The 25,075-nt window shown below is 72.2% G+C and carries 25 protein-coding genes and 1 pseudogene; 22 read left to right on the top strand and 4 right to left on the bottom strand.

Features of this window, described 5'->3' with window-relative positions:
- Window positions 1-24 precede the first annotated feature (24 nt).
- From AC07NX_RS12075 to mazF, 7 genes are all read left to right on the top strand, one after another.
- Window positions 25-657, top strand: coding sequence for a phage distal tail protein, Rcc01695 family (locus AC07NX_RS12075; RefSeq protein ID WP_494642035.1), 633 nt, complete (start codon window positions 25-27; stop codon window positions 655-657).
- Complete coding sequence (locus AC07NX_RS12070; RefSeq protein ID WP_494642033.1) at window positions 657-1,307, top strand: phage/gene transfer agent baseplate hub protein; 651 nt, start codon at window positions 657-659, stop codon at window positions 1,305-1,307. Before AC07NX_RS12075 ends, AC07NX_RS12070 begins: the two co-directional genes overlap by 1 nt.
- A 127-nt stretch (window positions 1,308-1,434) precedes the next feature.
- On the top strand, window positions 1,435-1,887 hold the full coding sequence (locus tag AC07NX_RS12065; RefSeq protein ID WP_494642031.1) for an NlpC/P60 family protein: 453 nt from the start codon (window positions 1,435-1,437) through the stop codon (window positions 1,885-1,887).
- A gap of 10 nt (window positions 1,888-1,897) precedes the next feature.
- Window positions 1,898-5,719: a baseplate multidomain protein megatron gene (locus AC07NX_RS12060; protein ID WP_494642029.1), complete on the top strand. Its 3,822-nt coding sequence runs from the start codon at window positions 1,898-1,900 to the stop codon at window positions 5,717-5,719.
- Window positions 5,720-5,803: 84 nt separating this feature from the next.
- Window positions 5,804-6,754 carry a DnaJ C-terminal domain-containing protein gene (locus tag AC07NX_RS12055; RefSeq protein ID WP_494642027.1) on the top strand — a complete coding sequence of 317 codons (951 nt, stop codon included), beginning with the start codon at window positions 5,804-5,806 and terminating at the stop codon, window positions 6,752-6,754.
- Window positions 6,755-6,826: 72 nt separating this feature from the next.
- A complete protein-coding gene (locus tag AC07NX_RS12050) occupies window positions 6,827-7,069 on the top strand; it encodes an AbrB/MazE/SpoVT family DNA-binding domain-containing protein (protein ID WP_494642025.1) in 243 nt (80 codons plus the stop codon).
- Window positions 7,069-7,401 (top strand): endoribonuclease MazF, encoded by a 333-nt coding sequence (mazF, locus tag AC07NX_RS12045; RefSeq protein ID WP_494642023.1) that lies wholly within the window; start codon window positions 7,069-7,071, stop codon window positions 7,399-7,401. The genes AC07NX_RS12050 and mazF overlap by 1 nt, the downstream gene beginning before the upstream one ends.
- Window position 7,402: 1 nt before the next feature.
- Here the strand turns inward: mazF and AC07NX_RS12040 are convergent, their stop codons facing one another.
- On the bottom strand, window positions 7,403-8,404 hold the full coding sequence (locus tag AC07NX_RS12040) for a hypothetical protein (protein WP_494642021.1): 1,002 nt from the start codon (window positions 8,402-8,404) through the stop codon (window positions 7,403-7,405).
- A gap of 279 nt (window positions 8,405-8,683) precedes the next feature.
- On the opposite strand from AC07NX_RS12040, the gene AC07NX_RS12035 reads away from it, so the two are divergent.
- From AC07NX_RS12035 to AC07NX_RS11970, 14 genes and pseudogenes are all read left to right on the top strand, one after another.
- Window positions 8,684-9,001: a PepSY domain-containing protein gene (locus AC07NX_RS12035; RefSeq protein ID WP_132094355.1), complete on the top strand. Its 318-nt coding sequence runs from the start codon at window positions 8,684-8,686 to the stop codon at window positions 8,999-9,001.
- Between the two features lie 36 nt (window positions 9,002-9,037).
- Complete coding sequence (locus AC07NX_RS12030) at window positions 9,038-9,718, top strand: response regulator transcription factor (RefSeq protein WP_035078112.1); 681 nt, start codon at window positions 9,038-9,040, stop codon at window positions 9,716-9,718.
- 167 nt (window positions 9,719-9,885) lie between these two features.
- Entirely contained in the window at window positions 9,886-11,268 is a 1,383-nt protein-coding gene (locus AC07NX_RS12025) for an ATP-binding protein (protein ID WP_494642018.1), read from the top strand.
- A gap of 206 nt (window positions 11,269-11,474) precedes the next feature.
- Complete coding sequence (locus tag AC07NX_RS12020; protein ID WP_494642016.1) at window positions 11,475-12,815, top strand: hypothetical protein; 1,341 nt, start codon at window positions 11,475-11,477, stop codon at window positions 12,813-12,815.
- A 67-nt stretch (window positions 12,816-12,882) separates the two neighbouring features.
- Entirely contained in the window at window positions 12,883-14,037 is a 1,155-nt protein-coding gene (ccmI, locus tag AC07NX_RS12015; protein ID WP_494642014.1) for a c-type cytochrome biogenesis protein CcmI, read from the top strand.
- On the top strand, window positions 14,034-14,525 hold the full coding sequence (ccmE, locus tag AC07NX_RS12010) for a cytochrome c maturation protein CcmE (protein ID WP_494642012.1): 492 nt from the start codon (window positions 14,034-14,036) through the stop codon (window positions 14,523-14,525). The genes ccmI and ccmE overlap by 4 nt, the downstream gene beginning before the upstream one ends.
- A 27-nt stretch (window positions 14,526-14,552) precedes the next feature.
- Window positions 14,553-14,663 (top strand): annotated as a pseudogene (locus tag AC07NX_RS12005) (hypothetical protein); the annotation flags it as partial.
- 10 nt (window positions 14,664-14,673) lie between these two features.
- Entirely contained in the window at window positions 14,674-16,650 is a 1,977-nt protein-coding gene (locus AC07NX_RS12000; protein WP_494642010.1) for a heme lyase CcmF/NrfE family subunit, read from the top strand.
- 173 nt (window positions 16,651-16,823) lie between these two features.
- Window positions 16,824-17,279: a cytochrome c-type biogenesis protein gene (locus AC07NX_RS11995; RefSeq protein WP_494642076.1), complete on the top strand. Its 456-nt coding sequence runs from the start codon at window positions 16,824-16,826 to the stop codon at window positions 17,277-17,279.
- A gap of 145 nt (window positions 17,280-17,424) precedes the next feature.
- Complete coding sequence (locus AC07NX_RS11990) at window positions 17,425-19,002, top strand: trypsin-like peptidase domain-containing protein (protein ID WP_494642008.1); 1,578 nt, start codon at window positions 17,425-17,427, stop codon at window positions 19,000-19,002.
- 152 nt (window positions 19,003-19,154) lie between these two features.
- Window positions 19,155-19,826 carry a response regulator transcription factor gene (locus AC07NX_RS11985; RefSeq protein WP_035078135.1) on the top strand — a complete coding sequence of 224 codons (672 nt, stop codon included), beginning with the start codon at window positions 19,155-19,157 and terminating at the stop codon, window positions 19,824-19,826.
- Window positions 19,827-19,882: 56 nt separating this feature from the next.
- On the top strand, window positions 19,883-20,098 hold the full coding sequence (locus AC07NX_RS11980) for a hypothetical protein (protein WP_494642006.1): 216 nt from the start codon (window positions 19,883-19,885) through the stop codon (window positions 20,096-20,098).
- An 8-nt stretch (window positions 20,099-20,106) separates the two neighbouring features.
- Window positions 20,107-20,421: a type II toxin-antitoxin system RelE/ParE family toxin gene (locus AC07NX_RS11975; RefSeq protein WP_494642005.1), complete on the top strand. Its 315-nt coding sequence runs from the start codon at window positions 20,107-20,109 to the stop codon at window positions 20,419-20,421.
- A 3-nt stretch (window positions 20,422-20,424) separates the two neighbouring features.
- The gene (locus AC07NX_RS11970) at window positions 20,425-21,831 is read left to right on the top strand and encodes a sensor histidine kinase (RefSeq protein ID WP_494642003.1); all 1,407 of its coding nucleotides are present in this window, start codon (window positions 20,425-20,427) and stop codon (window positions 21,829-21,831) included.
- Window positions 21,832-21,855: 24 nt separating this feature from the next.
- Here AC07NX_RS11970 and AC07NX_RS11965 read toward each other — a convergent pair whose 3' ends face one another.
- The 3 genes from AC07NX_RS11965 to AC07NX_RS11955 form a co-directional block, all read right to left on the bottom strand.
- Window positions 21,856-22,398 (bottom strand): hypothetical protein, encoded by a 543-nt coding sequence (locus AC07NX_RS11965; protein WP_494642001.1) that lies wholly within the window; start codon window positions 22,396-22,398, stop codon window positions 21,856-21,858.
- A gap of 115 nt (window positions 22,399-22,513) precedes the next feature.
- Entirely contained in the window at window positions 22,514-23,413 is a 900-nt protein-coding gene (locus tag AC07NX_RS11960) for a M56 family metallopeptidase (RefSeq protein WP_494641999.1), read from the bottom strand.
- Entirely contained in the window at window positions 23,403-23,771 is a 369-nt protein-coding gene (locus tag AC07NX_RS11955) for a BlaI/MecI/CopY family transcriptional regulator (protein WP_035078147.1), read from the bottom strand. Before AC07NX_RS11955 ends, AC07NX_RS11960 begins: the two co-directional genes overlap by 11 nt.
- Window positions 23,772-23,917: 146 nt before the next feature.
- Between AC07NX_RS11955 and AC07NX_RS11950 the strand changes: the two genes are divergently transcribed.
- Window positions 23,918-25,060 carry a threonine aldolase family protein gene (locus tag AC07NX_RS11950; RefSeq protein ID WP_494641997.1) on the top strand — a complete coding sequence of 381 codons (1,143 nt, stop codon included), beginning with the start codon at window positions 23,918-23,920 and terminating at the stop codon, window positions 25,058-25,060.
- Window positions 25,061-25,075 lie beyond the last annotated feature (15 nt).

Genomic DNA, 25,075 nt, shown 5'->3' with positions numbered 1-25,075 from the left:
CACTCACGCACAAGGAGCCGCGCCATGACCGCGTTCCACGAGACGCGCCTGCCCGCGCGCCTGGCCTTCGGCTGCACCGGCGGGGTCGAGCGGCGGACCCAGGTGACCACCCTGGCGTCCGGCTTCGAGCGGCGGTCCAGCCCCTGGGCCCACGGGCGGCGCCGCTACCTGATCGGCACGGCGACGCGGCCGCTGGACGACGCCGCCGCTCTGGTCGCCTTCTTCGAGGCCCGGCGCGGGCGGCTGCACGGCTTCCGGTTCCGCGACCCGGCCGACTGCCGGTCGTGCGCGCCCTCGGGAACGCCGGCCGCCACCGACCAGCCGATCGGGACCGGTGACGGCGTCCGCAAGACCTTCGCCCTGGCCAAGACCTATGGGACTGGCGAGACGGCCGTGGTCCGGCCGATCACCAAGCCGGTGGCCGGCACGGTCAAGGTGGCGGTGGCCGGCGTCGCCCTGGCGCCCGGGGCCTTCGCGGTCGACGCGGCGACCGGCCTGGTGACCCTGGCGAGCGCGCCGGCGGCGGGGGCGACGGTCACCGCCGGCTTCGAGTTCGACGTGCCGGTGCGCTTCGACGGCGACCGCATCGACGTGACCCTGGAAAGCTTCAACGCCGCCCGGGTCGGGGCCGTGGCCCTGGTCGAGGTGCGGGTCTGATGCGCGCGGTCCCGTCCGACCTGGTCGACCGCCTCGAGCGCGGCGCGGCCAGCCTGTGCCACGCCTGGATCCTGACCCGGTCCGACGGGGCGGTGCTGGGCTTCACCGACCACGACCGCGACCTGGTCGTCGAGGGCGTCGTCTTCAAGGCGGCCAGCGGCTGGACCGCCGGGGCGGCCGAGACGGCGGCCGGCTTCTCGCCGGGCCAGGCCGCGGCGGTCGGCGGCTTCGACGACGCGGCGCTGGCGGAGGCCGACCTGGCGGCCGGGCTCTATGACGGGGCGCAAGTCGAGTGCCGCGTGGTCGACTGGTCGGCGCCGCATCTGGCCGTGCGCCTGTGGTCGGCCCGGGTCGCGGCGGCCAAGGCCGAGGGCGGGGCGTTCACCCTGGCCCTGGAAGGCCCGCTGGCGGCGCTGGACCGGGTGGCCGGCCGCACCTTCGGCCGCGCGTGCGACGCGGCGTTCGGCGACGCCCGCTGCGGGGTCGACCTCGCGGCCTTCCCCGGCGCGACCTGCGACAAGCGCTGGACCACCTGCCGCGAGCGGTTCGGCAACGGCCTGAACTTCCGCGGCTTCCCGACCGCGCCGGGCGAGGACTTCCTGACGCTGTACCCCAGCGAGGGGGAGCGGAATGATGGCGGGCGGCGGTGATGGACACCCCGGCATCAAAAACGGTTGTCATCCCGGAAAGCGCGCAGCGCTTGTCCGGGACCCAGGGGAACCACAAGGCCTTCGCCCAGTTCCCTGGATCCCGGACAGCCTCTGCGAGGCTTCCGGGATGACAACGTCTGTTGTCGAGGATTCAGCGACCGGCCAGCGCGCCCTCCGCGAAGCCCGCCTCTGGCTCGGCACGCCCTATCAGCACCAGGCGTCCCTGCGCGGCGTCGGCTGCGACTGCCTGGGCCTGGTGCGCGGCGTCTGGCGGGCGCTCTACGGCGCCGAGCCGGAGGCCCCGCCGCCCTACCGCCCGGACTGGGCCGAGCTGGGCGGGCGCGAGCTGCTGGCGCAGGCGCTGGAGCGCCGGCTGGTCCGGCTGGACCTGACCGCCGCCGCCCCAGGCGACGTGCTGCTGTTCCGCATGGCGCCGGACGCCCCGGCCAAGCACTGCGCGATCCGCTCGGCCGACGACCGGATGATCCACGCCTACTGGGGCCGGGCCTGCGTCGAGAGCTGGCTGGGCCGCTGGTGGCGCGCGCGGCTGGTCGCGGCCTTTCGATTCCCCGAACCCTGAAGGACACCCCATGGCCCAGGTCATTCTCTCCGCCGTCGGCACGGCCGTGGCGGGTCCCGTCGGCGGCGCGATCGGCCTGGCGGTCGGGGCGGCGATCGACAGCGCCGCGCTCGACGCCCTGACGCCCGCCCGCCGGACCGGTCCGCGCATTCCCGAGCTGCGGCTGTCAGGGGCGGCCGAGGGCGCGCCGATGGCGGCGGTGTTCGGCCGGGCCCGGGTGGCCGGCCAGGTGATCTGGGCGGCGCGGTTCAAGGAACGCTGGGTCGACGGCCGGTCGGGCGGTGGCAAGGGGGCTCGCACCACCAGCGCCGCCTACAGCCTGTCGTTCGCCGTCGCCGTCTGCGAGGGGCCGATCGACGGGATCGGCCGGGTCTGGGCCGACGGCAAGCCGATGGACATGGCCGGGCTGGTCATGCGCGTCCACACCGGGGCCGAGGACCAGCTCCCGGACCCCCTGATCGCCGCCGTCGAGGGGGAGGCCCCGGCCTATCGCGGCACGGCCTATGTGGTGTTCGAGGATCTGCCGCTGGGCGCCTACGGAAATCGCCCGCCGCAGCTGTCGTTCGAGGTGTTCCACCGGCCGCGCGCCAGCGGCGCGCCAGCGGGCCTTGAGGAAAGACTGAAGGGCGTCTGCCTGATCCCCGGGGCGGGCGAGTTCGTCTACGCCACCGACCTGGTGATGCGCCGCGACGGCCTGACCCGGACCACGGCCGAGACCCTGAACAACACCGAGGGCCGCCCCGACCTGGTGGTGTCGCTGGACCAGCTGCAGGCCCAGCTGCCGAACGTCGAGGAAGTGACCCTGGTGGTCGCCTGGTTCGGCGACGACCTGCGCTGCGGGTCGTGCGCGATCCGGCCCAAGGTGGAGCAAGCGGCCAAGGCGACGATCCCGTTCGACTGGCGGGTCAACGGGATCGACCGGGCGGATGCGGCCGTGGTCTCGACCAATGGCGGCGGCCCCGCCTATGGCGGCACGCCGGCCGACCGGGCCGTGCTGCAGGCCATCGCCGAGCTGAAGCGGCGCGGCCTGAAGGTCACCCTCTATCCGTTCGTGCTGATGGACGTGCCGGCGGGGAACGCCCTGCCGGATCCGTACGGCGGCGCGCGGCAGGGCGCCTATCCCTGGCGCGGGCGGATCACCTGCCATCCCGCCGCCGGCCGTCCAGGCTCGCCCGACAGGACGCCCGCCGCCGGGGCCCAGGTCGCCAGCTTCTTCGGCGCGGCCACGGCGGCCCAGTTCGGCGTGGCGGACGGCCTGCCGACCTATTCCGGCCCGGCCGGCGACTGGGGCCTGCGGCGGATGCTGCTGCACTACGCCAAGCTGGCCCAGCTGGCCGGCGGGGTGGACGGCTTCATCCTGGGCTCGGAGCTGCGCGGCCTGACCACGGTGCGCGACGGGGCCTCGTCCTATCCGGCCGTGGCGGCGCTGAAGAGCCTGGCCGGCCAGGTCCGGACGCTGCTGGGGCCGGCGACCAAGCTGGGCTACGCCGCCGACTGGAGCGAATATTTCGGCCACCAGCCGGCCGACGGCTCCGGCGACGTCCACTTCCACCTCGACCCGCTGTGGAGCGACGCCAACATCGATTTCGTCGGCATCGACTTCTATCCGCCGATGGCCGACTGGCGCGACGGCGACGACCACCTGGACGCCGGGATGGGCGGGCCGCACGACCTGGCCTATCTGCGCGCCAATCTCGCCGGCGGCGAGGGCTTCGGCTGGTTCTACGCCTCGGACGCCGATCGCCTGGCCCAGGCCCGCACCCCGATCACCGACGGCGCCTACGCCGAGCCCTGGGTGTTCCGGCCCAAGGACTTGCTGTCGTGGTGGAGCCGGCCGCACTTCGACCGTCCCGGCGGCGCGCGGGCCTCCTCGCCGACCGCCTGGGTCCCCCGGTCCAAGCCGCTGCGGCTGGTCGAGTTCGGCTGCGGCGCGGTCGACAAGGGCGCCAACGCGCCGAACCTGTTCGTGGACACCAAGAGCGCCGAGAGCGCCCTGCCGCCGTTCTCGGACGGGACCCGCGACGAGGTCGGCCAGCGGCGGGCGCTGGAGGCGGTGCTGGCCCACCTGGCCGACTCGGCGACCAATCCGGTGTCGCCGGTCTATGGCGGGCCGATGATCGAGGGGGCGGCCGCCTGGTGCTGGGACGCCCGGCCGTTTCCCGACTTCCCGGCCCGGAGCGGCGTCTGGGCCGATGGGCCGAACTGGGCCCTGGGCCACTGGCTGAACGGCCGGGCGGGGATCGCGCCGCTGCCCGAGCTGGTCGCCGCCCTGGCGCGGCGGGCCGGCGCGGCCATCGATCCGGGCGAGGCCGGCGGCTGCGTCGTCGGCTACGTGGTCGACCGGCCCATGCGGCTGCGCGACGCCCTGGCCCCGCTGCTGGAGGCCTTCGCCCTGGACCCGGTCGAGCGCCAGGACGGCGTCGTGCTGGCCGGCCGCTCGGGCGCGGCGGCCCTGGCCCTGGGCGACGACGACCTGGCCTGGCCGGAGGACCGCGCCGCGCCGCGGGCCACCGCCCGGACCCTGGCCGCCCCGGTCCAGGCCCTGCGCCTGCGCTTCATCGACGCCGCCCGCGACTACCAGACCGGCGCGGTGATCGTCCGCCGCGAGGGCGGGCCCAATCCTGGAGAAGGGAGCGCCGACCTCGACGCGCCGCTGGTGCTGGCCGCCGCCGACGCCCGGGCGGTGGCCGAGCGCCTGCTGGCCGCCGCCGACCCGCGCGAGGCGACCGTCCACCTGTCGCCGCTGGCCGCCCTGCGCCTGGAGCCCGGCGACCGGCTCACATTGGACGGCGCCGCCTGGCGGGTGACGCGGGTCGACCTGGACGAACACCCCCGCGCCCAGCTGGCGCCGGTGGCCGATCCGGTGCGGGCGGGCGGCGAGCTGGACTGGTCCCCCGCCGCGCCGCGCGAGGTCCCCGGCCCGCCGGCGCTGCACGTGCTGGATCTTCCGGGCCAGGCGGACGAGCGGCCGCTGGTGGCCGTGGCGGCCTCCCCCTGGCGAGCCTTCGACGTCCACGCCGGCGTCGGCGTCGAGGCCCTGCGCCTGCGCGCCACGGCCGCCGTCCCGGCCACGGTGGGCGTCACCCTGTCGAACCTGCCGGCAGGTCCCTTGCACCGCTTCGACCACGCCACGCGGCTGACCGTGCGGCTGGAGGGCGCGTCGCCCGACAGCCGCGACCGCTCGGCGGTGCTGGCCGGCGCCAACGCCTTGGCCGTGCGCGGCGCGGGCGGCGAGTGGGAAATCCTGCAGTTCCTGACCGCCGAGCCGATCGGCGCCGACGCCTGGACCTTGTCGGGCCTGCTGCGCGGCCAGGCCGGCAGCGACCCGGCCATGGCCGCCCTGACCCCGGCCGGGGCGGCGGTGGTGGTGCTGGACGAAGCCCTGGTCCGCGCCGACCTGGCCCTGGCCGAACGCGGCCTGCCCCTGACCTGGCGCGCCGCCCCGGCCGGCGGTCCGGCCTCGGGCCCTTCGATGAGCCAGGCGGCCGAGACTTGGCGCGGCCTGGCGGCCCGGCCCTGGTCGCCGGCCCATCTGCGGGCGCGGCCCCAGGGCGGCGACACGGTCGTGACCTGGATCCGCCGCGCGCGCCTGGCCGGCGACGGCTGGGACGCCGAGGTCCCCCTGGGCGAGGAGCGCGAGGTCTATCGGGTCGAGATCCTGGACGGCGAGACCGTGGTCCGGACGGCCGAGACGACCACGCCGAGCTTCACCTACACGGCCGCCCAGCGCGCCGCCGATTTCCCCGCTGGACCGACCGGGGCCCTGGCTGTCAGGGTGGCCCAGGGCTCGGCCCTCTATGGCTGGGGCGCCGTGTCTCGGGCGTTGCTGTGATAATAATGCAACATAACGCTTGCGCGCCGCGCCGAACGGCCTAATTGAGGCGTTCGCCTGTTTGAACTGACGTGAGGAGCCTCCTTGGCGCGCGACCCCTATCTGGAGCTTGGCGTTTCCCGCACCGCGAGCGCGGCGGAAATCCGCAAGGCGTTCCACAAGCTCGCCAAGCAGCACCACCCCGACGCCAACAAGGGCGACAAGAAGTCGGAGGAGAAGTTCAAGCAGGTCAGCGCCGCCTTCGACATCCTGGGCGACGTCGACAAGCGCAAGAAGTTCGACGCCGGCGAGATCGACGCCGACGGCCGCGAGACCATGCGCGGCGGCTTCGGCGCGGGCGGCGGCAACCCGTTCGGCGCCGGCTTCGGCGGGCGCGGCGGCGGCTTCCGCGGCGGCGGCGGCGGCGGCGAGGGGCCGGAGATCGACCTCAACGACCTGTTCGGCGACATCCTGGGCCGCAATCGCGGCGCCGGGGCTGGAGCCGGGGCGGGCGGGTTCGGCGGCGGCTTCGCGGCCAAGGGCGCGGACGTGCGCGCCCGGCTCGACATCGACCTGGAGGAGGCGATCAAGGGCGGCAAGAAGCGCGTGGCCTTCTCGGACGGCCGCACGATCGACGTCACCATCCCGGCCGGCGCCCAGGAAGGCCAGACCCTGCGCCTGAAGGGCCAGGGCAGTCCGGGCCGCGGCGGGCAGGGCGACGCCCTGATCGAACTGGCCATCAAGCCGCACCCGATCTACCGCCCCGAGAACGGCGCTCTGGTCATGGACCTGCCGATCACCGTCCCCGACGCGGTGCTGGGCGGCAAGGTCGAGGCCCCCACGCCCGACGGCCCGGTGACCCTGACGGTCCCCAAGGGCTCCAACAGCGGCGCCAAGCTGCGGCTCAAGGGCCGCGGCCTGGCCGACGCCAAGGGCCACCGCGGCGACCTGTTCGCCCGCCTGGTGGTGACCCTGCCCGACGCGCCGGACGCCGAGCTCGAGAAGTTCGCCGAGGCCTGGCGGGACAAGCGGCCCTACGCGCCGAAGCGGCGGTAGGGTGTATCGACATTTGTTGACACGCCTCGGTGTGCGACGGATGATCCGGCCTTGAAGGCTGGAGGTCCGACCGTGCAGGTGCTGATCAAAAAGTGGGGCAACAGCGCCTCGGTGCGGATCCCCGCGACCGTGATGGCGGCCGCCGCGTTGAGCGTCGACCAGGCGGTCGAAGTGCGCGAGGAAAACGGCCGGATCATCATCGAACCGGTCCGCGCGCCGACCTACGTCCTGGACGAGTTGCTGGAAGGCATGAAGCCAGAGACCTTTCCCGACGACGAGGGCTTTGGCCCGGCCGTCGGCCAGGAAGTCTGGTGATGGCGGGCTATGTGCCCGAGGCCGGCGACATCGTCTGGCTGGAATTCGATCCGCAGGCGGGTCACGAGCAGGCGGGACATCGCCCGGCCCTGGTGCTGTCGCCGGCCGCTTACAACGGCCGACGCGGCATGATGGTCTGCTGCCCGATGAGCAGCCGGATCAAGGGCTATCCCTTTGAGGTTCTGGTCCCCGGGGACGAGCCCAGCGTCGTGCTGGCCGACCAGGTCAAGAGCCTGGATTGGGTCGCGCGGAGGGCCCGCCGGAAGCAGGCGGCGCCCGCGCCGGTTCTGGTGGAGGTCCGCGCCAAGCTGAAGGCGCTACTCGCGCTGTGACTCACCCCACCCCGTTCGGTAGCGCCGCCTTCTTGATCAGATAGGCGCCCTGGCCGACGCCGAAGCTGCCCAGCAGGGCGGTGTCGACGTCGGGGAGGGTGGTGGCGCGGACGATGTCGACCATCGTCAGGAACTCCCAGCTGGCGGCGGCGAAGATCAGGGTGGCCACGCTGCTGATCAGGATCATCTGGAAGTCGCCCAGGTCGGCCGCGCCGTAGTCGTTGAGCACCAGGTCGGCGATCCTGGGCCGGGGCGCGGGGGCGGCCGGCGCGGCGGCGACGACGCCCGGCGCGGCCGCCAGGGCCGCCGCGGCGTTGGCGTCCTTCTGCACCGCCACCACCTTGGCCGCGCCGAACGACAGGCCCGAAAGCCCGGTCATGGCCAGGACGTTGGTGGTCATCGCGATGCCGCCCATGAACTCCCAGCCCAGGAACCAGGCGCGCAGGATCAGGGTGGCGCCATAGACCATGGCCACCACCCCGAACCACAGCGCCATCTGGGTCTGGGAATTGCTCAGGCGGTTGTCGTTCCCGACCAGGAACCGCCAGGGCCGGCCGGCGGTGGCCAGGCTGGAGAAGGCGGCGATCACCGCGAAGGCGGCGACGAGCGCGATCGTCCGCTGCAGGGCCGGCACGGGCCGCGCCAGGCGGGTGATCTGGACCACGCGCCGCGGGTTCAGCGGATCGTCCACCGTCAGCCAGACCCGGTCGCCGGGCCGCGCGCCCAGGTCCAGGGCCTGCTTGTCGGCCGGCCGGTCGACGGTCAGCGTCACCGGGCCGGGCGCGCCGGCGGGCAGGAAGGTCAGCTGGTCGGCGTTGGCGCCCAGCTTCGCGGGCGAGACCCCGATGGCCTGGATCACGCCGTCGGCCGGGGTCGGGCTGGCGCTGGGCGGCGGCGCGTCGGCGGCGGCCCGCCCTCCGAGCCCCGGCAGGCCCGGCGCCGCCAGGCCCAGCGTCAGGCCGCAAGCCAGGATCGCGCCCCGCAGATGTCCAGATCGCCGCATGCGTCCCCCCAGACCTCGCAGATCCGGACCGGATCCGCCGCCGCGCCGAGGCGTCTGGCTGCAATCCGTCGCTCTGCACGCAAAGATTGCAGGTTAGAGCCGCCTTGTTCGACAGGCAAGTCCGTGACGACGCTCCGGCGCCGGCGTTTCTCGCGGCGGGCGCGGCCAGGCGGCGTCCGGCCAGGCTTTCGTTCGCGCAATCCGTGACAGAACGACGTTGCCCGTCCATAACGGCGGTGTTCAGCCTCTATTCAGCCGCGACGCTCTAGACCGGAGCCCATGAAGCCGATCCATTTCCTCTTCGCCGCCGCCCTGGCCGCCGCCGCCCTCCCCGGCGTGGCGTCCGCGCAGCGCGGCCCGGACTCGCTGGGCGCCGACTGGCGCGCCCGGCAGGACCAGGCGCGCGGGGGCGTGCAGTCGGGACGTCTGGTGCCGCTCAGCCGGGTGATCGAGCAGATCGGCCGCCGCACGCCGGGCCGGGTGCTGGACGCCGGCCTGGAAGGCCCCAACTATCGCGTGCGCTGGGCCACGACCGACGGTCGCCGCATCGACTTCATCGTCGACGCCCAGACCGGCCAGATCCTCAGCGCCAACTAAGTTTCCTATCCAGCGTCACGAGACAGAGACTCCTCCATGCGCATCCTGCTTGTCGAAGACGATCCCGACCTGTCGCGCCAGCTGAAGCTGGCCCTGGGCGACGCGGGCTACGCCGTCGACCACGCCGCCGACGGCGAGGAGGCCCAGTTCCTGGGCGAGACCGAACCCTATGACGCCGTGGTGCTGGACCTGGGCCTGCCCAAGGTGGACGGCGTGTCGGTGCTGGAGCGCTGGCGGCGCGGCAATGTCGCCACCCCGGTGCTGATCCTGACGGCGCGCGGCTCGTGGAACGAGAAGGTCGCGGGCTTCGACGCCGGCGCCGACGACTACCTGACCAAGCCGTTCCACACCGAGGAACTGCTGGCCCGCCTGCGCGCCCTGCTGCGCCGCTCGTCGGGCCACGCCTCGCCGACCCTGTCGTGCGGCGGCCTGCGCCTGGACCCGCGCGCCGCCCGGGCCAGCGTCAACGGCGAGCCCCTGCGCCTGACCTCGCTGGAATACCGCCTGCTGCACTACATGATGATGCACCAGGGCCGGGTGATCGGCCGCACCGAGCTGGTCGAGCACCTGTACGACCAGGACTTCGACCGCGACAGCAACACCATCGAGGTGTTCATCGGCCGGCTGCGCAAGAAGCTGGGCAGCGACCGGATCGAGACGGTGCGCGGCCTGGGCTATCGCCTGACGCCGCTGGAAGGCGAGACGACCGAAGGGTAGGGCGTTCGCCCAGTCTCCTGGGTCCCGGACAGCCTCTGCGAGGCTTCCGGGATGACAACCGTTTGGACGTGCGGGCCTCGAAGAGATGGCTGAAAGAGGGGCGAGGTGAGCGGAACGCAATCGGATCGTAATCCCGCGATCGCCATGCTCCTGGCTGGTCTCTAGCCGTGTGGGACCTCGGCAAGCGCTCGCTGGTCCGGCGGCTGGTGCTGCTGGCGGCGGCGTGGAACCTGGTGGTGCTGGTCCTGGCGGGCGTGTTCCTGACCGCCCAGTTCCGCGATGCGGCGATCCGCCGGTTCGACCAGTCGCTGGCCGTGCTGACTGACGACCTCTATGCCGGCTCTACCGTCGACGACGGGGTGCTGAAGGCCCCGGTCCTGACCGACATCCGCGCCACCCGGGCCTATTCCGGCCGCTACTGGACGATCTTCGACCAGCCAGCCGGCGGCGGCGGGCTGAACGTGATCGAGCGCTCGCGGTCGCTGTTCGACAGCGACCTGACGATCCCGGTCGAGCAGTCCGAGCGGCTGATGTCCGAGCCGGGCAAGACCCTCTATTTCGACCTCAAGGGCCCGCAGAACCGGCCGTTGCGGGCCGCGGCCCTGCTGGCCCGGCTGCCCGGCTATCCGCGCCCGGTGGTGTTCATCGCCGCCGAGGACCGCTCGCCGATCGACGCCGACGCCGACCGCTTCGGGCGCATCACCACCCTCGCCCTGGTCATCCTGGGCGGCGGCCTGATCGCCGCCGTGGTGGTCCAGGTGCGGGTCGGCCTGGTGCCGCTATTCCGCCTGCGCCGCGAGGTGGCCTCGGTGCGGCGCGGCAAGGCCGAGAAGCTGGACGGCGACTATCCCGAGGAACTGGCGCCGCTGGCCGTCGAGCTGAACGCCCTGCTGTCGCATAACCAGGAGGTGGTCGAGCGCCAGCGCACCCATGTCGGCAACCTGGCCCACGCCCTGAAGACCCCGCTGTCGGTGATGCTGACCGAGGCCGGCCAGCGGCCGGGCGCCCTGGCCGAGGTGGTCGAGCGCCAGGCCCAGACCATGCGCGAGCAGGTCGACCACCACCTGCGCCGGGCCCGCGCCGCCGCCCGCTCCCAGACCTCGGGCGAGCGCACGCCGGTCGAGCCGATCATGGACGAGCTGGCCGTGACCCTGGAGCGGATCTTCCAGGACAAGGGCGTCCAGATCGACTGGCGGTGCCCCGACGACCTGTGCTTCCAGGGCGAGCGCCAGGACTTCATGGAGCTGGCCGGCAACGTGATGGAAAACGCCGGCAAGTGGTGCGCGGGCAAGGTGCGGGCCGAGGCCGTGGCCAGCTCGCCCGAACAGATGACCCTGACCGTCGACGACGACGGCCCCGGCCTGCCGCCCGACCGCTGGATCGACGCCCTCAAGCGCGGCCAGCGGATGGACGAGCACACCCCCGGCTCGGGGCTGGGCCTGTCGATCGTCGACGAGCTGGCCCGCGCCTATGGCGGCTCGGTGACCCTGGGCGCCTCGCCCCTGGGCGGCCTGCGCGTGACCCTGGTGTTGCCGCGGTCGGAGGGGTAGGGCGGCGCCATCTCCTTCCCGGTTCACGGGAGAGGAGAGTCAGGCGTTCCTTCGCTCAACCCCACATTTCGCGGACGCCGCGCCAGTCGGTCAGCGACCTTTCGACGCTGCCGTTCGCGCCGCGAAAACTTATGGTTTCGGAAAGTCTTAACCTCGTTGGCGACATGGTTGACGCGGCTCGGAGCGGGCCTGTCCGGTGGGGGGTTATGGCAGCGATCGCCGCCAACAAGTTGCTGATGGTCCGGAAGCTGGTGGAAACCGCGCCCGACGCCGCCCTGCGCAGCCTCGAACTCGCCCTGGCCGGTCCGGCCGGCGGGCAGGGCGCGCTGGCGACCGTGCGCGGCCTGGTCGAGGACGAGGTCACCGCCCGCTATGTCCGCAACAGCGTGCTGGCCCCGATCGTCCCGCTGTGCGCCGCTCGCGACACCGAGCAGACCGCGTTCCCGCCCCGCACCCTGACCCTGCTGTGGGCCGCCCTCAGGCAGCAGGCGCCCAAGAAGGTCGAGGAGGCCGCGGCGCGCTGCAATCCGTGGGACCTGGAGCAGGGTCCGCCCGAGGTCTTCAACGAACTCTGCAAGATCGCCTCCAAGGGCCTGCGGGCCCAGGCCGAGCCCGGGTTCCAGGCGCTGGACGCCATCTGCGACATCGACGAGCTGGCCTCGTGCCTGGAGCTGTCGGCCATCGTCCGCGCCGCCCTGCCCAAGCTGCAGGAATGGGTCAGCAAGATGAGCGAGGAGCGCGCCTCCTCGGCCCGGCTGGCCTACAAGGACGCCTGCGCCATCCGCCCGGACGCCGGCCCGCTGCTGTTCGAGATGCTGGCCGCCCACCTGCCGGACGACTGGCGGATCCTGCGGGTGATCTCGGCGGTCATGGACCGGCCGGGCGACAAGTTCTGGGCCTCGTCGGAGGTCGGCGTGTTCGGCGAGCGCGTGCTGGCCGACATCGAGAAGAACATCGACTTCATCGAGGCCTTCGACCCGGCCAGGGGCGAGGCCGAGGGCCGCAAGGCCGCCGGCGCCGCCCAGAGGGTCGCGCACCAGATCACCGAGCTGGAGCAATCGGTGAACCTGGCCAAGGATGGTCCCTGGGGACGCCGCGTCGCCAAGTACAAGCAGTCGATCGCCCAGGTGGTCGAGGCGCGGATGAACGCCGCCGAGAAGGAACTGCTGGCGGCCCTGCCGCTGCGGCCGATCTCGATCCTGGGCGGCAAGAAGGGCAAGGGCGTGCCACAGCTGACGGCCGAGCCCGACGAGATCCAGACCCGGCGGCTGACGGCGGTGCTGGCGTTCATCGCCGAGGTCCGCGGCTGCGCCATGCAGAGCGGCTACGGCTCCAGCCGCGCCAAGGTGCTGGAAAAGCTGAACGGGCGCCTGGACCAGTACATCGAGGACATCCTGCACATCGTCCGGACGGGCGACGGCGGCGACCAGGGCCTGGCGCGGCTCTATGTCGACCTGGCCGCCGGCTACATCGCCTACAGCCGCGACGAAAAGACCGCCGAGATCGTCCGCCGCCGCGCGGCCGCGGCCATGGCGGCGGCCGCGTAGCCTTCCCGGGTTCCTTACGCGATTTTTTCGCTAACGGCCTTCCCCGTTTCCCCGCTAACACGCGCGCATGATCGCTTTCTGGATCGCCGCGGCGGGATTGTCGGCCGTCGTCGCAGCCTTGATGCTGCGCGGCGCCGCGCGGGCGTCCGTGGCCGCGAGCCTGGGGAAGGGCGGCGACGACGCCAGCCTGGCCGTGCACCGGCGGCAACTGTCCGAGATCGACGACCTGGCCGAGCGCGGCCTGCTGGCCGACGCCGAGCTGAAGGGCGCGCGGGCCGAGGCCGGCCGCCGCCTGATCGCCGCCGCCGACCACCAGGCGCCGTGGCCGCCGGCCAACCCGCGCCAGCGACCGCTGGTGCTGGCCCTGGCGGCCGCCGCGCCGCTGCTGGCGTTCGGCGTCTACGGCCTGGTGGGCGCGCCGGGCGCGGCCGACCAGCCGTTTCTCAAGCGCGTGGCCGCGTGGCGCAACACCGACCCCGTCCAGCTGGAGCCGCAGAAGATCGCCGCGGTGCTGGAGCAGATCGCCCTCCAGCGGCCGACCGATCCCGAGCCGCTGAAGAACCTGGCCCTGGCCCGGATGGCGGCCGGCGACGCCACCGGCGCCTCCCAGGCCCTGCGCCGCGCCGTGATCCTGGCCCCGGCCCGCGCCGACCTGTGGGCCGGCCTGGGCGAGACCTTCGTGGCCGACGCCTCCCAGGCCGAAGGCGGGCAGGGCGAGATCGGGACCGACGCCCGCAAGGCCTTCGCCGAGGCCCTGAAGCGCGATCCGAAGAACGTCAGCGCCCGCTATCACCTGGGCCTGGCCCGGATCGCCGACGGCGACGTCCAGGGCGGCCTGGCCGATTGGAAGGCCCTGCTGGCCGACCTGCCGGCCGACGACCCGCGTCGCATGGGCTTCGGCCACCAGATCGCCCAGGTCCAGGCCGACGGGGGCCTTCGCGCCCCCGCCGCCCCCGCCGGCCAGCCGGCCGAGGTCCCTGAAGGGACCGATGTCCAGGACATGATCCAGGGCATGGTCGCCGGCCTGGCCGCGCGGCTCGAGGCCAATCCCGACGATCCGGACGGCTGGATCAAGCTGGTGCGCGCCTATTCGGTGCTGGGCGACGCCGCCCGCCGCGATGCGGCCCTGGCCCAGGCCCAGGCGCGCTACAAGGACCAGCCCAAGGTGCTGGCCGCCCTGCGCCAGGCCGCCCAGACCCCCGCCCAGAAGACCCAGCCATGAGCTTCCTGCCCAAGTCCCGCAAGGCGCGTCGCCGCCTGACCGTCCTGGCCGTCGCCGCCCCGGTGGTGGCCCTGGCCGTGGGCCTGGCCCTGTGGGGCATGCGCGACGCCATCTCGCTGTTCTACACCCCGGCCCAGGCCGCCGCCGCCCACGTGCCGGCCGGCCGCAAGGTGCAGCTGGGCGGGCTGGTCAAGGCCGGCAGCGTCGTCAAGCATCCGGACGGCCTGGTCGAGTTCGTGGTCGCCGACCAGCGCGCCACCGCCCTGGTCCGTTACAAGGGCGACCTGCCCGACCTGTTCCGCGAGGGCCAGGGGATCGTCGCGTCCGGCGCCTTCGACGCGTCCGGGACCTTCGTCGCCAAGCAGGTGCTGGCCAAGCACGACGAGCGCTACATGCCGCGCGAGGTCTCCAAGGCGCTGAAGGAACAGGGCGAGTGGCGCGGGGACGGCGCCAGGCCTGCGTATGAGTCGGGGAAGCCCAGCTCGTGAGCGCCCGCCTTCTTCTTCCTTCTCCCCTTGCGGGAGAAGGTGTCGCGCAGCGACGGATGAGGGGTCTCTCGGACCCGTCCGCGCGACCCCTCATCCGACCTGCTTCGCAGGCCACCTTCTCCCGCAAGGGGAGAAGGGGAGCGTTCATATGATCACCGAATTCGGCGCCTACGCCCTGGTCCTGGCCCTGGTCCTGTCGGCCCTGCAACTGATCCTGTCGGCGCTCGGCGGGGCGCGGCGCTCGTCGCTGCTGGCGGGAGCCGGTCGCGGCGCGGCGCTCGGCGCCTTCCTGTGCACGGCCCTGACCTTCCTGGCCCTGGTCCACGCCTTCGTGGTGTCGGACTTCTCGGTGGCCAATGTCGCGGCCAACTCCCACACCGCCAAGCCGATGCTCTACAAGGTGGCCGGCGCCTGGGGCAGCCACGAGGGCTCGATGCTGCTGTGGTGCCTGGTGCTGACCGGCTACGGCGCGGCCGTGGCCGGCTTCGGCGAGGCCCTGCCGCCGCGCCTGCGGGCCTATGCGGTGGCCACCCAGGGCGCGCTGGGCGTGCTGTTCCTGGCCTACACCGTCTTCGCCTCCAACCCCATGGCCCGGCTGCTGGACGTTCCCGTCGAGGGCGCGTCGCTGAACCCGCTGCTGCAGGACCCGGCCCTGGCCTTCCACCCGCCGTTCCTCTACGCCGGCTATGTCGGCTTTTCGGTGGTGTTCTCGTTCTCGATGGCCGCCCTGATCGAAGGCCGGGTCGACGCGGCCTGGGCTCGCTGGGTGCGGCCCTGGACCCTGGCGGCGTGGAGTTTCCTGACCGTCGGCATCACCCTGGGCGCCTTCTGGGCCTATTACGAGCTGGGCTGGGGCGGCTGGTGGTTCTGGGACCCGGTCGAGAACGCCAGCTTCATGCCCTGGCTGATCGGCTCGGCCCTGCTGCACTCGGCCGTGGTGCTGGAGAAGCGCGGCGCCTTGCCGGGCTGGACGGTGTTCCTGGGCCTGGCCGCCTTCACCTTCTCGATGCTGGGCGCGTTCCTGGTGCGCTCGGGCGTGCTGACCAGCGTCCACGCCTTCGCCGTCGACCCGACGCGCGGCGTCCTGCTGCTGACCATCATGGGCGTGGCGGCGGGCGCGGGCTTCCTCCTGTTCGCCCTGCGCGCGCCCAGCCTGAACGCCGGCGGCTTGTTCGCCCCGGTCAGCCGCGAGAGCGCCATCGTCCTGAACAACATCATCCTGTCGACGGCCACGGCCGTGGTGCTGGTCGGCACCCTGTTCCCGCTGATCCGCGAGGCCACGGACGGCGAGGCGGTGTCGGTCGGGGCGCCGTTCTTCAACATGACGTTCGTGCCGCTGATGGTGCTGGCCATGGCGATCCTGCCGGCCGGCCCCCTGCTGGCCTGGAAGCGCGGCGACGCCCGGCTGGTGGTGCGCCGCCTGTGGCTGGCCCTGGCGCTGGCCGCGATCCTGGGCCTGGTCGCCTTCGCCGTCGTCGCCCCGCGCAGCGCCCTGGCCAGCGCCGGCCTGGTGGTCGGCTTCTGGCTGATCGGCGGGGCGCTGCTGGAACTGGCCGAGCGGGTCAAGGCCTTCCGCGCCCCCTGGGCCGAGGTCCGCCGCCGCCTGACGGGCCTGCCGCGCGGCGCCTGGGGCACGACCCTGGCCCACGCGGGCCTGGGGATCTTCGTGCTGGGGGCGTCTTTCGAGACCACCTGGCGGGTCGAGGCGGCCCAGGCCCTGGGCGTCGGCGGACAGCTGAAGCTGGGCGCCTACGAGCTGGCCCTGACCGACGTCGGCACGGTGGAGGGCGAGAACTACATCGCCGAGCGCGGGATCGTGAAGATCACCAGGGCCGGCGCGCCGGTGTGCGAGGCTCGGCCCGAACGCCGGTTCTATCCCACGGGCAAGCAGACCACCTCGGAGGTGGCGATCTGTCCCAAGGTCCTGGACGACCTCTATGTGGTGCTGGGCGAGCGCCGGGCGGGCCCGGGCGGCCAGCCGGCCTGGCTGGTGCGGGCCTTCGTCAATCCGTGGGTGCGGCTGATCTTCCTGGGCCCCCTGGTCATGGCGATCGGCGGCCTGGTGTCGCTGTCGGACCGCCGCCTGCGGTTCGGCGTGGCCCGCAAGGCGGAGAAGGCGGCGTGAGGTCGGTCTTCCCTTTCCTTCTCCCCTTGCGGGAGAAGGTGGCCGCCGAAGGCGGTCGGATGAGGGGTTTCTCAAACCCGTCCGCTTCGATCGTTCGCGGTGTCGCCGCCCTGCGACCCCTCATCCGTCGGCTTCGCCGACATCTTCTCCCGCAAGGGGAGAAGGGGCGGGGGATGCTTGTCGCGCTGGTGGCCCTCGCCTGCATGGCCGGCGCCGCCGCCGACCCGGCCGAGCGCCTGCCCGACCCGGCGCAGGAGGCGCGGGCCCGCGAGATCTTCCGCGAGGTGCGCTGCCTGGTCTGCCAGAACGAGTCGATCGACGATTCCGAGGCGGCCCTTGCCGGCGACCTGCGCCAGGTGGTGCGCGACCAAGTGAAGCAGGGGCGTAGCGACAAGCAGATTCGCGCGTTCCTGGTCGAGCGCTACGGCGAGTTCGTGCTGTTCAAGCCGCCGTTCTCGGCGGGCAACGCCCTGCTCTGGGCCACGCCTGCGATCGCGCTGATCGTGGGCGGCGTGCTGATGGCGCTGCTGCTGCGCCGGCGACCCGCCTCGACGGCGGACGGTGAAGATACGCCGGCGCTTTCGCAGGTGGAGGAGGCGCGTCTTCAGGTGTTGTTGAAGGACGAATGACACGATTGCGCCGCGAAGACGCCGCAAGACCATCTTGAGCGTGGACGCATGATCTCATCGAAGACCATTGCGCCTTTCGCCAGCGCAACTAGGTTCTCAGGCCAAGGACCCGGCGCCGCGCGCCGTGGGTGAGGAAAGACGTAAGATGGCTGCTAGGAAGTCTGGTTTCTTTGTCGGTGCGGTGGCCGGGGCGGGCGTGGCCTGCGCGGCTCTGGTCGGCGTCGGCATGCGCATGGGCCCCGCGGGCGCCGCGGAGCCGGCCCAGGTGATCCGCACCTCGGGCGCGCCCATGGCCAGCGGGGCGCCGATGTTCGCGCCGCCGCCCGGCGCGCCGATGTCGTTCGCCGACATCTTCGAGCAGGTCTCGCCGGCGGTGGTGCAGATCGACGTGACCTCCAAGGCCGCCGCCGCTCCGCGCCTGCGCATTCCCGGCCTGGAAGGCTTCGACATCGTGCCCAAGGGCCAGAAGGGCGAGGACGGCGAGGAGGCCCCGGGCCCCAAGCAGCAGTCCTCGGGCTCGGGCTTCTTCATCTCGGCCGATGGCTATCTGGTGACCAACAACCACGTCGTGGCCGACGCCGACGACGACGGCATCAATGTCGTGCTGAAGGACGGCCGCGAGCTGAAGGCCACCATCGTCGGCCGTGACGAGGGCACCGACCTGGCGGTCCTCAAGGTGGTCGACCCCAAGGCCAAGGGCGCGGCGTTCCCGTTCGTCAACTTCGAGAACCAGGCCAAGCCGCGGGTCGGCGACTGGGTGATCACCATCGGCAACCCGTTCGGCCTGGGCGGCACCGCCACGGCCGGGATCATCTCGGCCTATAACCGCGACCTGGGCGACAGCTCGTCGACCTTCGTCGACTACATCCAGATCGACGCGCCGATCAACCGCGGCAACTCGGGCGGTCCGTCGTTCGACATCTACGGCCGGGTGATCGGGGTCAACACCGCGATCTTCTCGCCGACCGGCGGCTCGGTGGGCATCGGCTTCGCCATTCCCGCCGACGTGGCCGAGGCCACCGCCAAGCAGCTGATCAGCGGCGGCAAGGTGGTCCGCGGCTATATCGGCGCCCAGATCCAGCCCTTCACCAAGGAAATGGCCGACGCCCAGGGCCTGGGCGACGTCAAGGGCGCGATCGTCGCCGACCTGGTGCCCGGCGGTCCGGCCCAGAAGGGCGGCCTGCTGCCCGAGGACGTGATCACCGCCGTCAACGGCGTGGAGATCAAGAGCGGTTCCGAGCTGACCCGCGAAGTAGCCAAGGGCCGCCCGGGCGACACCCTGAAGCTGTCGGTCCTGCGCGGTGGCAAGCCGCGCACGGTCGAGATCAAGTCGGGTGTGCGTCCCACCGAGAAGGAGCTGTCGCTGAACGACGACGACAGCGACGAGGGCGGCGCCGACGCGCCGGCCAAGCCGCAGGTCCAGAAGTCGGAAGCCCTGGGCATGACCCTGGTCCCGATCGACGAGGCGGCCCGCCGCACCTACAGCATCGACCCGGCCGTCCGGGGCGTGCTGATCGACGGCGTGAAGGCCAATTCCGACGCCGGCGAAAAGGGCCTGCGCAAGGGCGACGTCCTGACCAGCGTCAACGGCGACCCGGTCGCGTCGGCCGCCCAGGTGTCGTCGGCGGTCGAGGCGGCCAAGAAGCTGCAACGCCCCAGCGTCAACCTGCGGATCATCCGCGCCGGTCGTCCCACGATCGTGCCGCTGAAGATCGCGCCGTAGGGCGATGGCGTAACGGTGGTGCGCGGGGGGCTTTCGCCCGCGCGCGGATCACGTCACCATCGCCGGGACATGACGGCGACACGATAGAGGGCGTCATCGATTCGCACGGTGGCGCCCTTTCGTGCATCCGGGGCAAGGGCTGAGGATTGGGCATGCGTATTCTGATCATCGAGGACGATCTCGAGGCGGCGGCGGCGATGAGCCACGGCCTGACCGAGGCCGGCTACGCCTGTGTCCACGCGCCCGACGGCGAGGCTGGCCTGACCGAGGCGGGCAAGGGCGGCTTCGACGTGATGATCGTCGACCGGATGATGCCCAAGAAGAACGGCGTCGAGGTGGTCGAGACCCTGCGCCGCGAGGGCGACCAGACGCCGGTGCTGTTCCTCTCGGCCCTGGGCGAGATCAACGACCGCGTCACCGGCCTGCGGGCCGGGGCCGACGACTACCTGGTCAAACCCTACGCCTTCGCCGAGCTGATCGCCCGGGTCGACGCCCTGTCGCGCCGCCGCGAGACGGGGGCCGTGGCGACCACCCTCAAGGTGGGCGAACTTGAAATGAACCTGATCAACCGCACGGTCCATCGCCAGGGCAAGGAGATCGACCTCCAGCCCCGCGAGTTCCAGCTGCTGGAATTCATGATGCGCCACGCCGGCCAGTCGGTGACCCGCACCATGCTGCTGGAGAAGGTGTGGGAATACCACTTCGACCCGCAGACCAACGTCATCGACGTGCACATTTCCCGCCTGCGCTCGAAGATCGACAAGGGCTTCGATCGGGCCATGCTGCAGACCGTGCGCGGGGCGGGCTACCGGCTCGATCCGTAGAGGCGCTCCGAGGCGGTCTGGTTTTGCCGCCGACCGACCCGTGTTAGGCTCGCGGCATGAACAAGCTGACCCAGCCCGTTCCTGACGACGAGCATTTCGGCCCGGAGCTTTCCGAGGCCGAAATGGAGGCGTGGATCGCGCGCAATCGCGACGCCATCAACGAGAGCCTGCGCGAGGCGCGCCAGGAGTTCGCGGAGGGCAAGACCGAGCCTTGGAGCATGGAAGATGTCATGGCCGAGGTGGAGGAAGAGCTGCGCAAGGAAGGTCGATAGCGTAGCGAATGCGGGGGCCGAGGATTGAGCGAAGTTCCGGCGCGCGCCACGACGCCAAGCAATTGGCGCTGTGGATCGGGCGCGAGAGCGGCGCAACCCGGGCAAGAGCGGTCACCGAACGGCTGGAGGCGGCCATCCGGCTTCTGGCGCGCCGACCGCATCTCGGCAGGCTTCGCCTGGACTTGGAGGGCGAGCCGAAGTCGTTTTCCGTCGCGCCTTGGGTGATCGTCTATGAACCTCTGGAAGACGGAAACGGTATCCGTCTCCTCCGCATCCTCGACAGCCGCCGAGACATCGCCGCCCTGATGGGCAAGAAGAGCTGACCCATGCGCCTGCCGCGCCTGATCCGATCGACGCCGTTCCGGCTGACCCTGCTGTTCCTGGCCCTGTTCGCGGCGGCGGCCAGCGCGTTCCTGGGCTATATCTACATCGCCACGGCCGGTGAGGTGAACCGCCGCGCCGACGCCGACATCACCCGCGAGATGGAGAGCCTGGAGGCCGCCTACCGGGTGGGCGGGGTCGACGCCCTGAACCAGACCATCGTCGAGCGCGCCACCGGCGAGCGGCCGTTCCTGTACCTGCTGCTCGACAAGGACGGCAAGCGGATCTCCGGCTCGATCGAAGAGTCGCCGATCGACGACTTCGAAGGTCCCGGACCGACCTGGGAGACCTTCAAGCTCACCGAGACCGACATCGACGGCGCCGAGGTCAAGCGCGCGGCGCGCGGGGTGCAGGAGCGGCTCAGCGGCGGCGAGGCCCTGTTCGTGGGGGCCGACGTCCAGGAGTCCGAAGGCTATGTGATGAAGATCGTCCGGGCCCTGCGCGGGGCCGGGGCGCTGGTCATCATCCTGGGCCTGGCCGGCGGGGTGCTGATCAGCCGCAACGTCTCGCGCAGCATGCAGGGCCTGGTCGACGTGGTGAACGCGGTGCGGGCCGGCGACCTGCATGCGCGGGCCAAGGTGCGCGGCACGCGCGACGAGTACGACGAGCTGGCCGAGGGCCTCAATGACATGCTCGACCGCATCGAGCGGCTGATGGGCGGCCTGCGCCACGCCGGCGACGCCATCGCCCACGACCTGCGCTCGCCGCTCACGCGATTGAGAGCGCGCATGGAGGTGGCCCTGATCGACGCCGAGAACGGCAAGGGCGACCCGGTGGCGGCCCTGGAGACCGCCTTGATCGACGCCGACGGCGTGCTCAAGACCTTCAACGCCGTGCTGGCCATCGCCCGCCTGCAGGCGGCCGGCGAGGCGCCGAACCAGGCGGTGTTCGACGCCAGCGAGCTGGCGTCGGACATGGCCGAGCTCTACGAGGCCAGTTGCGAGGACAAGGGCCTGGACTTCAAGGCCGAGATCGTTCCGGCCCTGAGCGTGCGCGGCAATCGCGAGTTCATCGCCCAGGCCCTGGCCAACATCCTCGACAACGCCATCAAATATACGCCCGAGGGCGGGGCGGTGATGCTGCGGGCGCGGCGCACCTCGTCGAGCGAGCTGGAGTTCTCGGTCACCGACACCGGCCCGGGCGTGCCCGAGGCCGACCGCGCCCGGGTGGTTCAGCGCTTCGTGCGGCTGGAGAACAGCCGCAGCGAGCCGGGGGCGGGGCTGGGCCTGTCGCTGGTCCAGGCGGTGGCCGTCTCGCACGGCGGCCGGCTGGAGCTGGCCGAGGGACCGGGCGAATACGGCGGTTTCGGCCCCGGCCTGCGGGTGGCGCTGGTCCTGCCGCGGGTGGAGTAGGGCAGGCGCTGGCCGGCCCCGCGCCTACCGCCCGTACACCACGTCGAAGCAGCGCTGCCGCCCCAGCCTCGTCGGGCAGAAGCCCGTCTCCTCCGAGCCTTCGCGGATGATCACGTAGCGGTCGCGCTTGCAGGCCCACCATTCCTCCTCGAAGCCGGGGCGGCCGTCCTGCTTGAACACCGGCTCGTCGCCCTGGGCGTAGAAGCGGGTCATGCCGGTCAGGCCGCCGAAGCTGCCCCAGCCGTTGACCAGGCCGCAGACCCGGCCGTCGCGCCGCGCCCACACCCGGCCCAGCTCCAGGGCGTGCGGCTGGGCCAGGCGGGCGACCAGGCGCGGCTTGACGCTGGCCCAGCGCGTCCGCGCCATCGACCGGGCCTGGAAGAGCCGCGCGCCCGCGGCGGGGGCCTTGGGTTCGACCTGCATCTCGTACCGCACCGTGAACATCACCATCAGGCCGACGGCGAAGGCGACCAGGGCTATGACGCCCAGGTCGAAGAGCCTCACCGCCAGCGCCTTGCGACGGGCGCGGGGCCCGCGCGCCACGGGCATCCTGAGAATGAAGGTCATGGTCCTGGCCCGCCCGTCGCCGCGCCAAGCGCGGATTACATCTGTAGTTCGTAAAAGTTACAGATGTAATCTGTGTCGTCAAGCCAGGAGCGCGACGCGCCCGGCGGCCGAGGGGTCAGCGGTGAAGCTTGGGCAGGGTGATGCCGTCGACCGGGCCGTCGCCGACGAACCGGCCAGGCCAGGAGATCTCCTGGTTGGGCAGGGGACCGCGCGGCGTGACGGTCCAGACGCCCAGGGCGGTGACCACCGCGATCAGGGCGATCGCGGCGGCGCCGGCGGTCTGGCGGCGATAGCTGGGCTCGGGCCGGGCCAGCAGCTTGACCCGCAGCAGCAGCGGATGGGCCGCGAAGAAACAGGCCAGGGGCGAGCCGGTCCGGCGCGTGTGGGCCTCCAGCAGCGCCTGGGCGTAGGGACGCCGCAGGTTGGGGCGCAGGCTCAGGACCGAGGCGTCGCAGGCCATCTCCTGGTCCAGCCGCGCGCACAGGGCGCCCAGGTGGATCAGCGGATTGCACCAGCCCAGGACCTGGGCGGCGGCGATGGCCAGGTTGGCGATCGGATCGCCGCGCTTGATGTGGGCCCGCTCGTGCAGATCGACCATCTTGCGCGCCTGCTCGTCGAAACGGGTCGAGAAGTCGGCCGGCAGGACGATGCGGGGCCAGAAGACGCCCATGACCGCCGGGCCGGCGCGGCCGGCCTCGGCCCGGGCGCGGAAGGCGCGCTCCTGCAGCAGGATCACCGTGGCCAGGGCGACGCCACCGGCCAGCCAGATGGCCACGACCAGCACGGCGCGCTCCTCGCCCATCAGCGACGGCGGCGCGCCCGAGCCCAGGGTCTCGGAGAGGCTGGGGAACACCGTGGCGATCGCCGCCACCGGCACCAGGGCCCACAGGCGATAGGCCAGGCCCGCCCCGAACATCGCCCGCATCGGGCCGCGCAGCAGCAGGACCAGCAGCACCGCGGCGGCGGCCGCCGCCTGGGTGCGCAACAGGGTCAGGGCCAGCAGTTCAGCCATCATGTTCGAGACCCTCGATCAGAGTCTTCAGTTGCTTGATCTCGTCGGTCGACAGGGCGCGGTGCTGGGCGAAATGCGCCACCAGCGGCGTCAGCTGGCCGTCGAAAAGGCGGTTGAGCAGGCTCTGGCTCTCGGCCTGCACATAGTCGGCGCGCTGGATGATCGGGGCGTAGCGCGCGCGGCCCTCGATGCGGTCAGAACGGATCGCCTTGCGCTTCAAGAGGCGGTTGATCAGCGTCTTGACCGTGGCCTCGCCCCAGCCCTGGGGTTCGGCCACCTCGGCCATGATCTCGTCCACCGTCAGCGGATGGCGCGTCCAGAGCGCATCCATGATGCGGCTTTCGGCCTGGGTGATGTTCATGGCGTTCGGTCTCCGACGTCAACGATTACGCCTGTAACCTGGGCTGTCAAGCCGCTCGCCGGCGTCACGATCATGGGCAAGCTTTAATGAGGCGGTTTCGCCGACCGATGCTACCCGTTCGCCGTTCCGGATCGTGAGGGCAGGACATGGATCGTCGGCGGTTTCTCGAGATGTCTCTGGTCGGCGCGGCGTTCGCGCCCTTGGCGGCCGAGGCCCAGACGGCTTCTGGGGCCGCGCCGCCGCCATTTCCACCGGCCGACGCGCGCAGCGTCTGGCTGGTCGGCGACTCGGCGCCGCCCAATCCTGTCGCGAACACTCAGCGCCTGCTGGAACTGCTGCAGGCGCGCCCCAGGATTCGCGAGGCCTATCTGTCCGGCGGCGCGACCGCCGAGCTGGAAGCCCGCTTCGCCAAGCTGCTGGGCAAGGAGGATTGCGCCTTCCTGGCGACCGGAACCCTGGCCAACCATCTGGCGGTCCGCGTGCTGGCCGGCGACGCCTCGCGGGTGATCGCGCCGCGCGAAAGCCACCTCTATCGCGATGAAAGCGACGCCGCCCAACTGCTGTCGGGCCTGAATCTCGTGGCCCTGGCCGAGGGGCGAGTCGCCCCGACCCTGGCCGAGATCACGGCCGCCGTCGACGAGGCGGAGAACGGCCCCTATCCGCTGCGGGTTGGGGCGATCGTCCTGGAAAGCCCGGTACGCCGCGTGAAAGGCGAGATGGTCGACCCGGCGCGGATCCGCGAGATCTCGGCCTACGCCAGGTCCAAGACCATCAAGATGCACCTGGACGGCGCGCGCCTGCTGCTGGCCCCGCCCGGCTATGACATCGCCGGGACGGCGGCGCTGTTCGATACGGTCTATGTCTCGCTCTACAAGTACCTGGACGCGCCGTTCGGGGCCGTGCTGGCCGGGTCGAAGACCGACATCGCCAAGGTCCGTGACCTGCGCCACCGGTTCGGCGGCACGATCTACCAGGGCTGGGAATGCGCCGTGCCGGTCTTGGCGGCGCTGGACGATTTCGACGCCCGCCACCGCGCCGCCTTCGCCGCCGCCGAGCAGCTGTTCGCGGCCTTGAAGGCCCAGGGCCTGGCGACGTTGAAGCCCGCCCCCCACGCCTCCAACATCCGGGAACTGGTGCTGAGGCCCAAGGTCGCCGAAGGCCTCTTCGACCGTATGCGCGTGGCGGGAGTGCGGATGTTGCGGCCCGAGGGCGGGGTGGTGGAGGTCTATATCAACGACACCCTGACCCGGCGGCCGGTCGAGGAGTATGTGAAGCTGTTCACCGGCTAGGGGCGGGGGCGGGGA

Source organism: Caulobacter sp. GW821-FHT09A05 (genome assembly GCF_059418465.1).
This window is presented reverse-complemented; position numbering and strand designations above follow the sequence as displayed.

What these genes read in the sequence shown, in the direction of transcription:
- AC07NX_RS12075 (WP_494642035.1), top strand. Translation starts at nt 25, where the DNA reads ATGACCGCGTTCCACGAGACGCGCCTGCCCGCGCGCCTGGCCTTCGGC.
- AC07NX_RS12070 (WP_494642033.1), top strand. Translation starts at nt 657, where the DNA reads ATGCGCGCGGTCCCGTCCGACCTGGTCGACCGCCTCGAGCGCGGCGCG.
- AC07NX_RS12065 (WP_494642031.1), top strand. Translation starts at nt 1,435, where the DNA reads ATGACAACGTCTGTTGTCGAGGATTCAGCGACCGGCCAGCGCGCCCTC.
- AC07NX_RS12060 (WP_494642029.1), top strand. Translation starts at nt 1,898, where the DNA reads ATGGCCCAGGTCATTCTCTCCGCCGTCGGCACGGCCGTGGCGGGTCCC.
- mazF (WP_494642023.1), top strand. Translation starts at nt 7,069, where the DNA reads ATGGCGGGCTATGTGCCCGAGGCCGGCGACATCGTCTGGCTGGAATTC.
- AC07NX_RS12040 (WP_494642021.1), bottom strand. Translation starts at nt 8,404, where the DNA reads ATGCGGCGATCTGGACATCTGCGGGGCGCGATCCTGGCTTGCGGCCTG.
- AC07NX_RS12035 (WP_132094355.1), top strand. Translation starts at nt 8,684, where the DNA reads ATGAAGCCGATCCATTTCCTCTTCGCCGCCGCCCTGGCCGCCGCCGCC.
- AC07NX_RS12030 (WP_035078112.1), top strand. Translation starts at nt 9,038, where the DNA reads ATGCGCATCCTGCTTGTCGAAGACGATCCCGACCTGTCGCGCCAGCTG.
- AC07NX_RS12020 (WP_494642016.1), top strand. Translation starts at nt 11,475, where the DNA reads ATGGCAGCGATCGCCGCCAACAAGTTGCTGATGGTCCGGAAGCTGGTG.
- ccmI (WP_494642014.1), top strand. Translation starts at nt 12,883, where the DNA reads ATGATCGCTTTCTGGATCGCCGCGGCGGGATTGTCGGCCGTCGTCGCA.
- ccmE (WP_494642012.1), top strand. Translation starts at nt 14,034, where the DNA reads ATGAGCTTCCTGCCCAAGTCCCGCAAGGCGCGTCGCCGCCTGACCGTC.
- AC07NX_RS12000 (WP_494642010.1), top strand. Translation starts at nt 14,674, where the DNA reads ATGATCACCGAATTCGGCGCCTACGCCCTGGTCCTGGCCCTGGTCCTG.
- AC07NX_RS11995 (WP_494642076.1), top strand. Translation starts at nt 16,824, where the DNA reads ATGCTTGTCGCGCTGGTGGCCCTCGCCTGCATGGCCGGCGCCGCCGCC.
- AC07NX_RS11990 (WP_494642008.1), top strand. Translation starts at nt 17,425, where the DNA reads ATGGCTGCTAGGAAGTCTGGTTTCTTTGTCGGTGCGGTGGCCGGGGCG.
- AC07NX_RS11985 (WP_035078135.1), top strand. Translation starts at nt 19,155, where the DNA reads ATGCGTATTCTGATCATCGAGGACGATCTCGAGGCGGCGGCGGCGATG.
- AC07NX_RS11980 (WP_494642006.1), top strand. Translation starts at nt 19,883, where the DNA reads ATGAACAAGCTGACCCAGCCCGTTCCTGACGACGAGCATTTCGGCCCG.
- AC07NX_RS11975 (WP_494642005.1), top strand. Translation starts at nt 20,107, where the DNA reads ATGCGGGGGCCGAGGATTGAGCGAAGTTCCGGCGCGCGCCACGACGCC.
- AC07NX_RS11970 (WP_494642003.1), top strand. Translation starts at nt 20,425, where the DNA reads ATGCGCCTGCCGCGCCTGATCCGATCGACGCCGTTCCGGCTGACCCTG.
- AC07NX_RS11965 (WP_494642001.1), bottom strand. Translation starts at nt 22,398, where the DNA reads ATGACCTTCATTCTCAGGATGCCCGTGGCGCGCGGGCCCCGCGCCCGT.
- AC07NX_RS11960 (WP_494641999.1), bottom strand. Translation starts at nt 23,413, where the DNA reads ATGATGGCTGAACTGCTGGCCCTGACCCTGTTGCGCACCCAGGCGGCG.
- AC07NX_RS11955 (WP_035078147.1), bottom strand. Translation starts at nt 23,771, where the DNA reads ATGAACATCACCCAGGCCGAAAGCCGCATCATGGATGCGCTCTGGACG.
- AC07NX_RS11950 (WP_494641997.1), top strand. Translation starts at nt 23,918, where the DNA reads ATGGATCGTCGGCGGTTTCTCGAGATGTCTCTGGTCGGCGCGGCGTTC.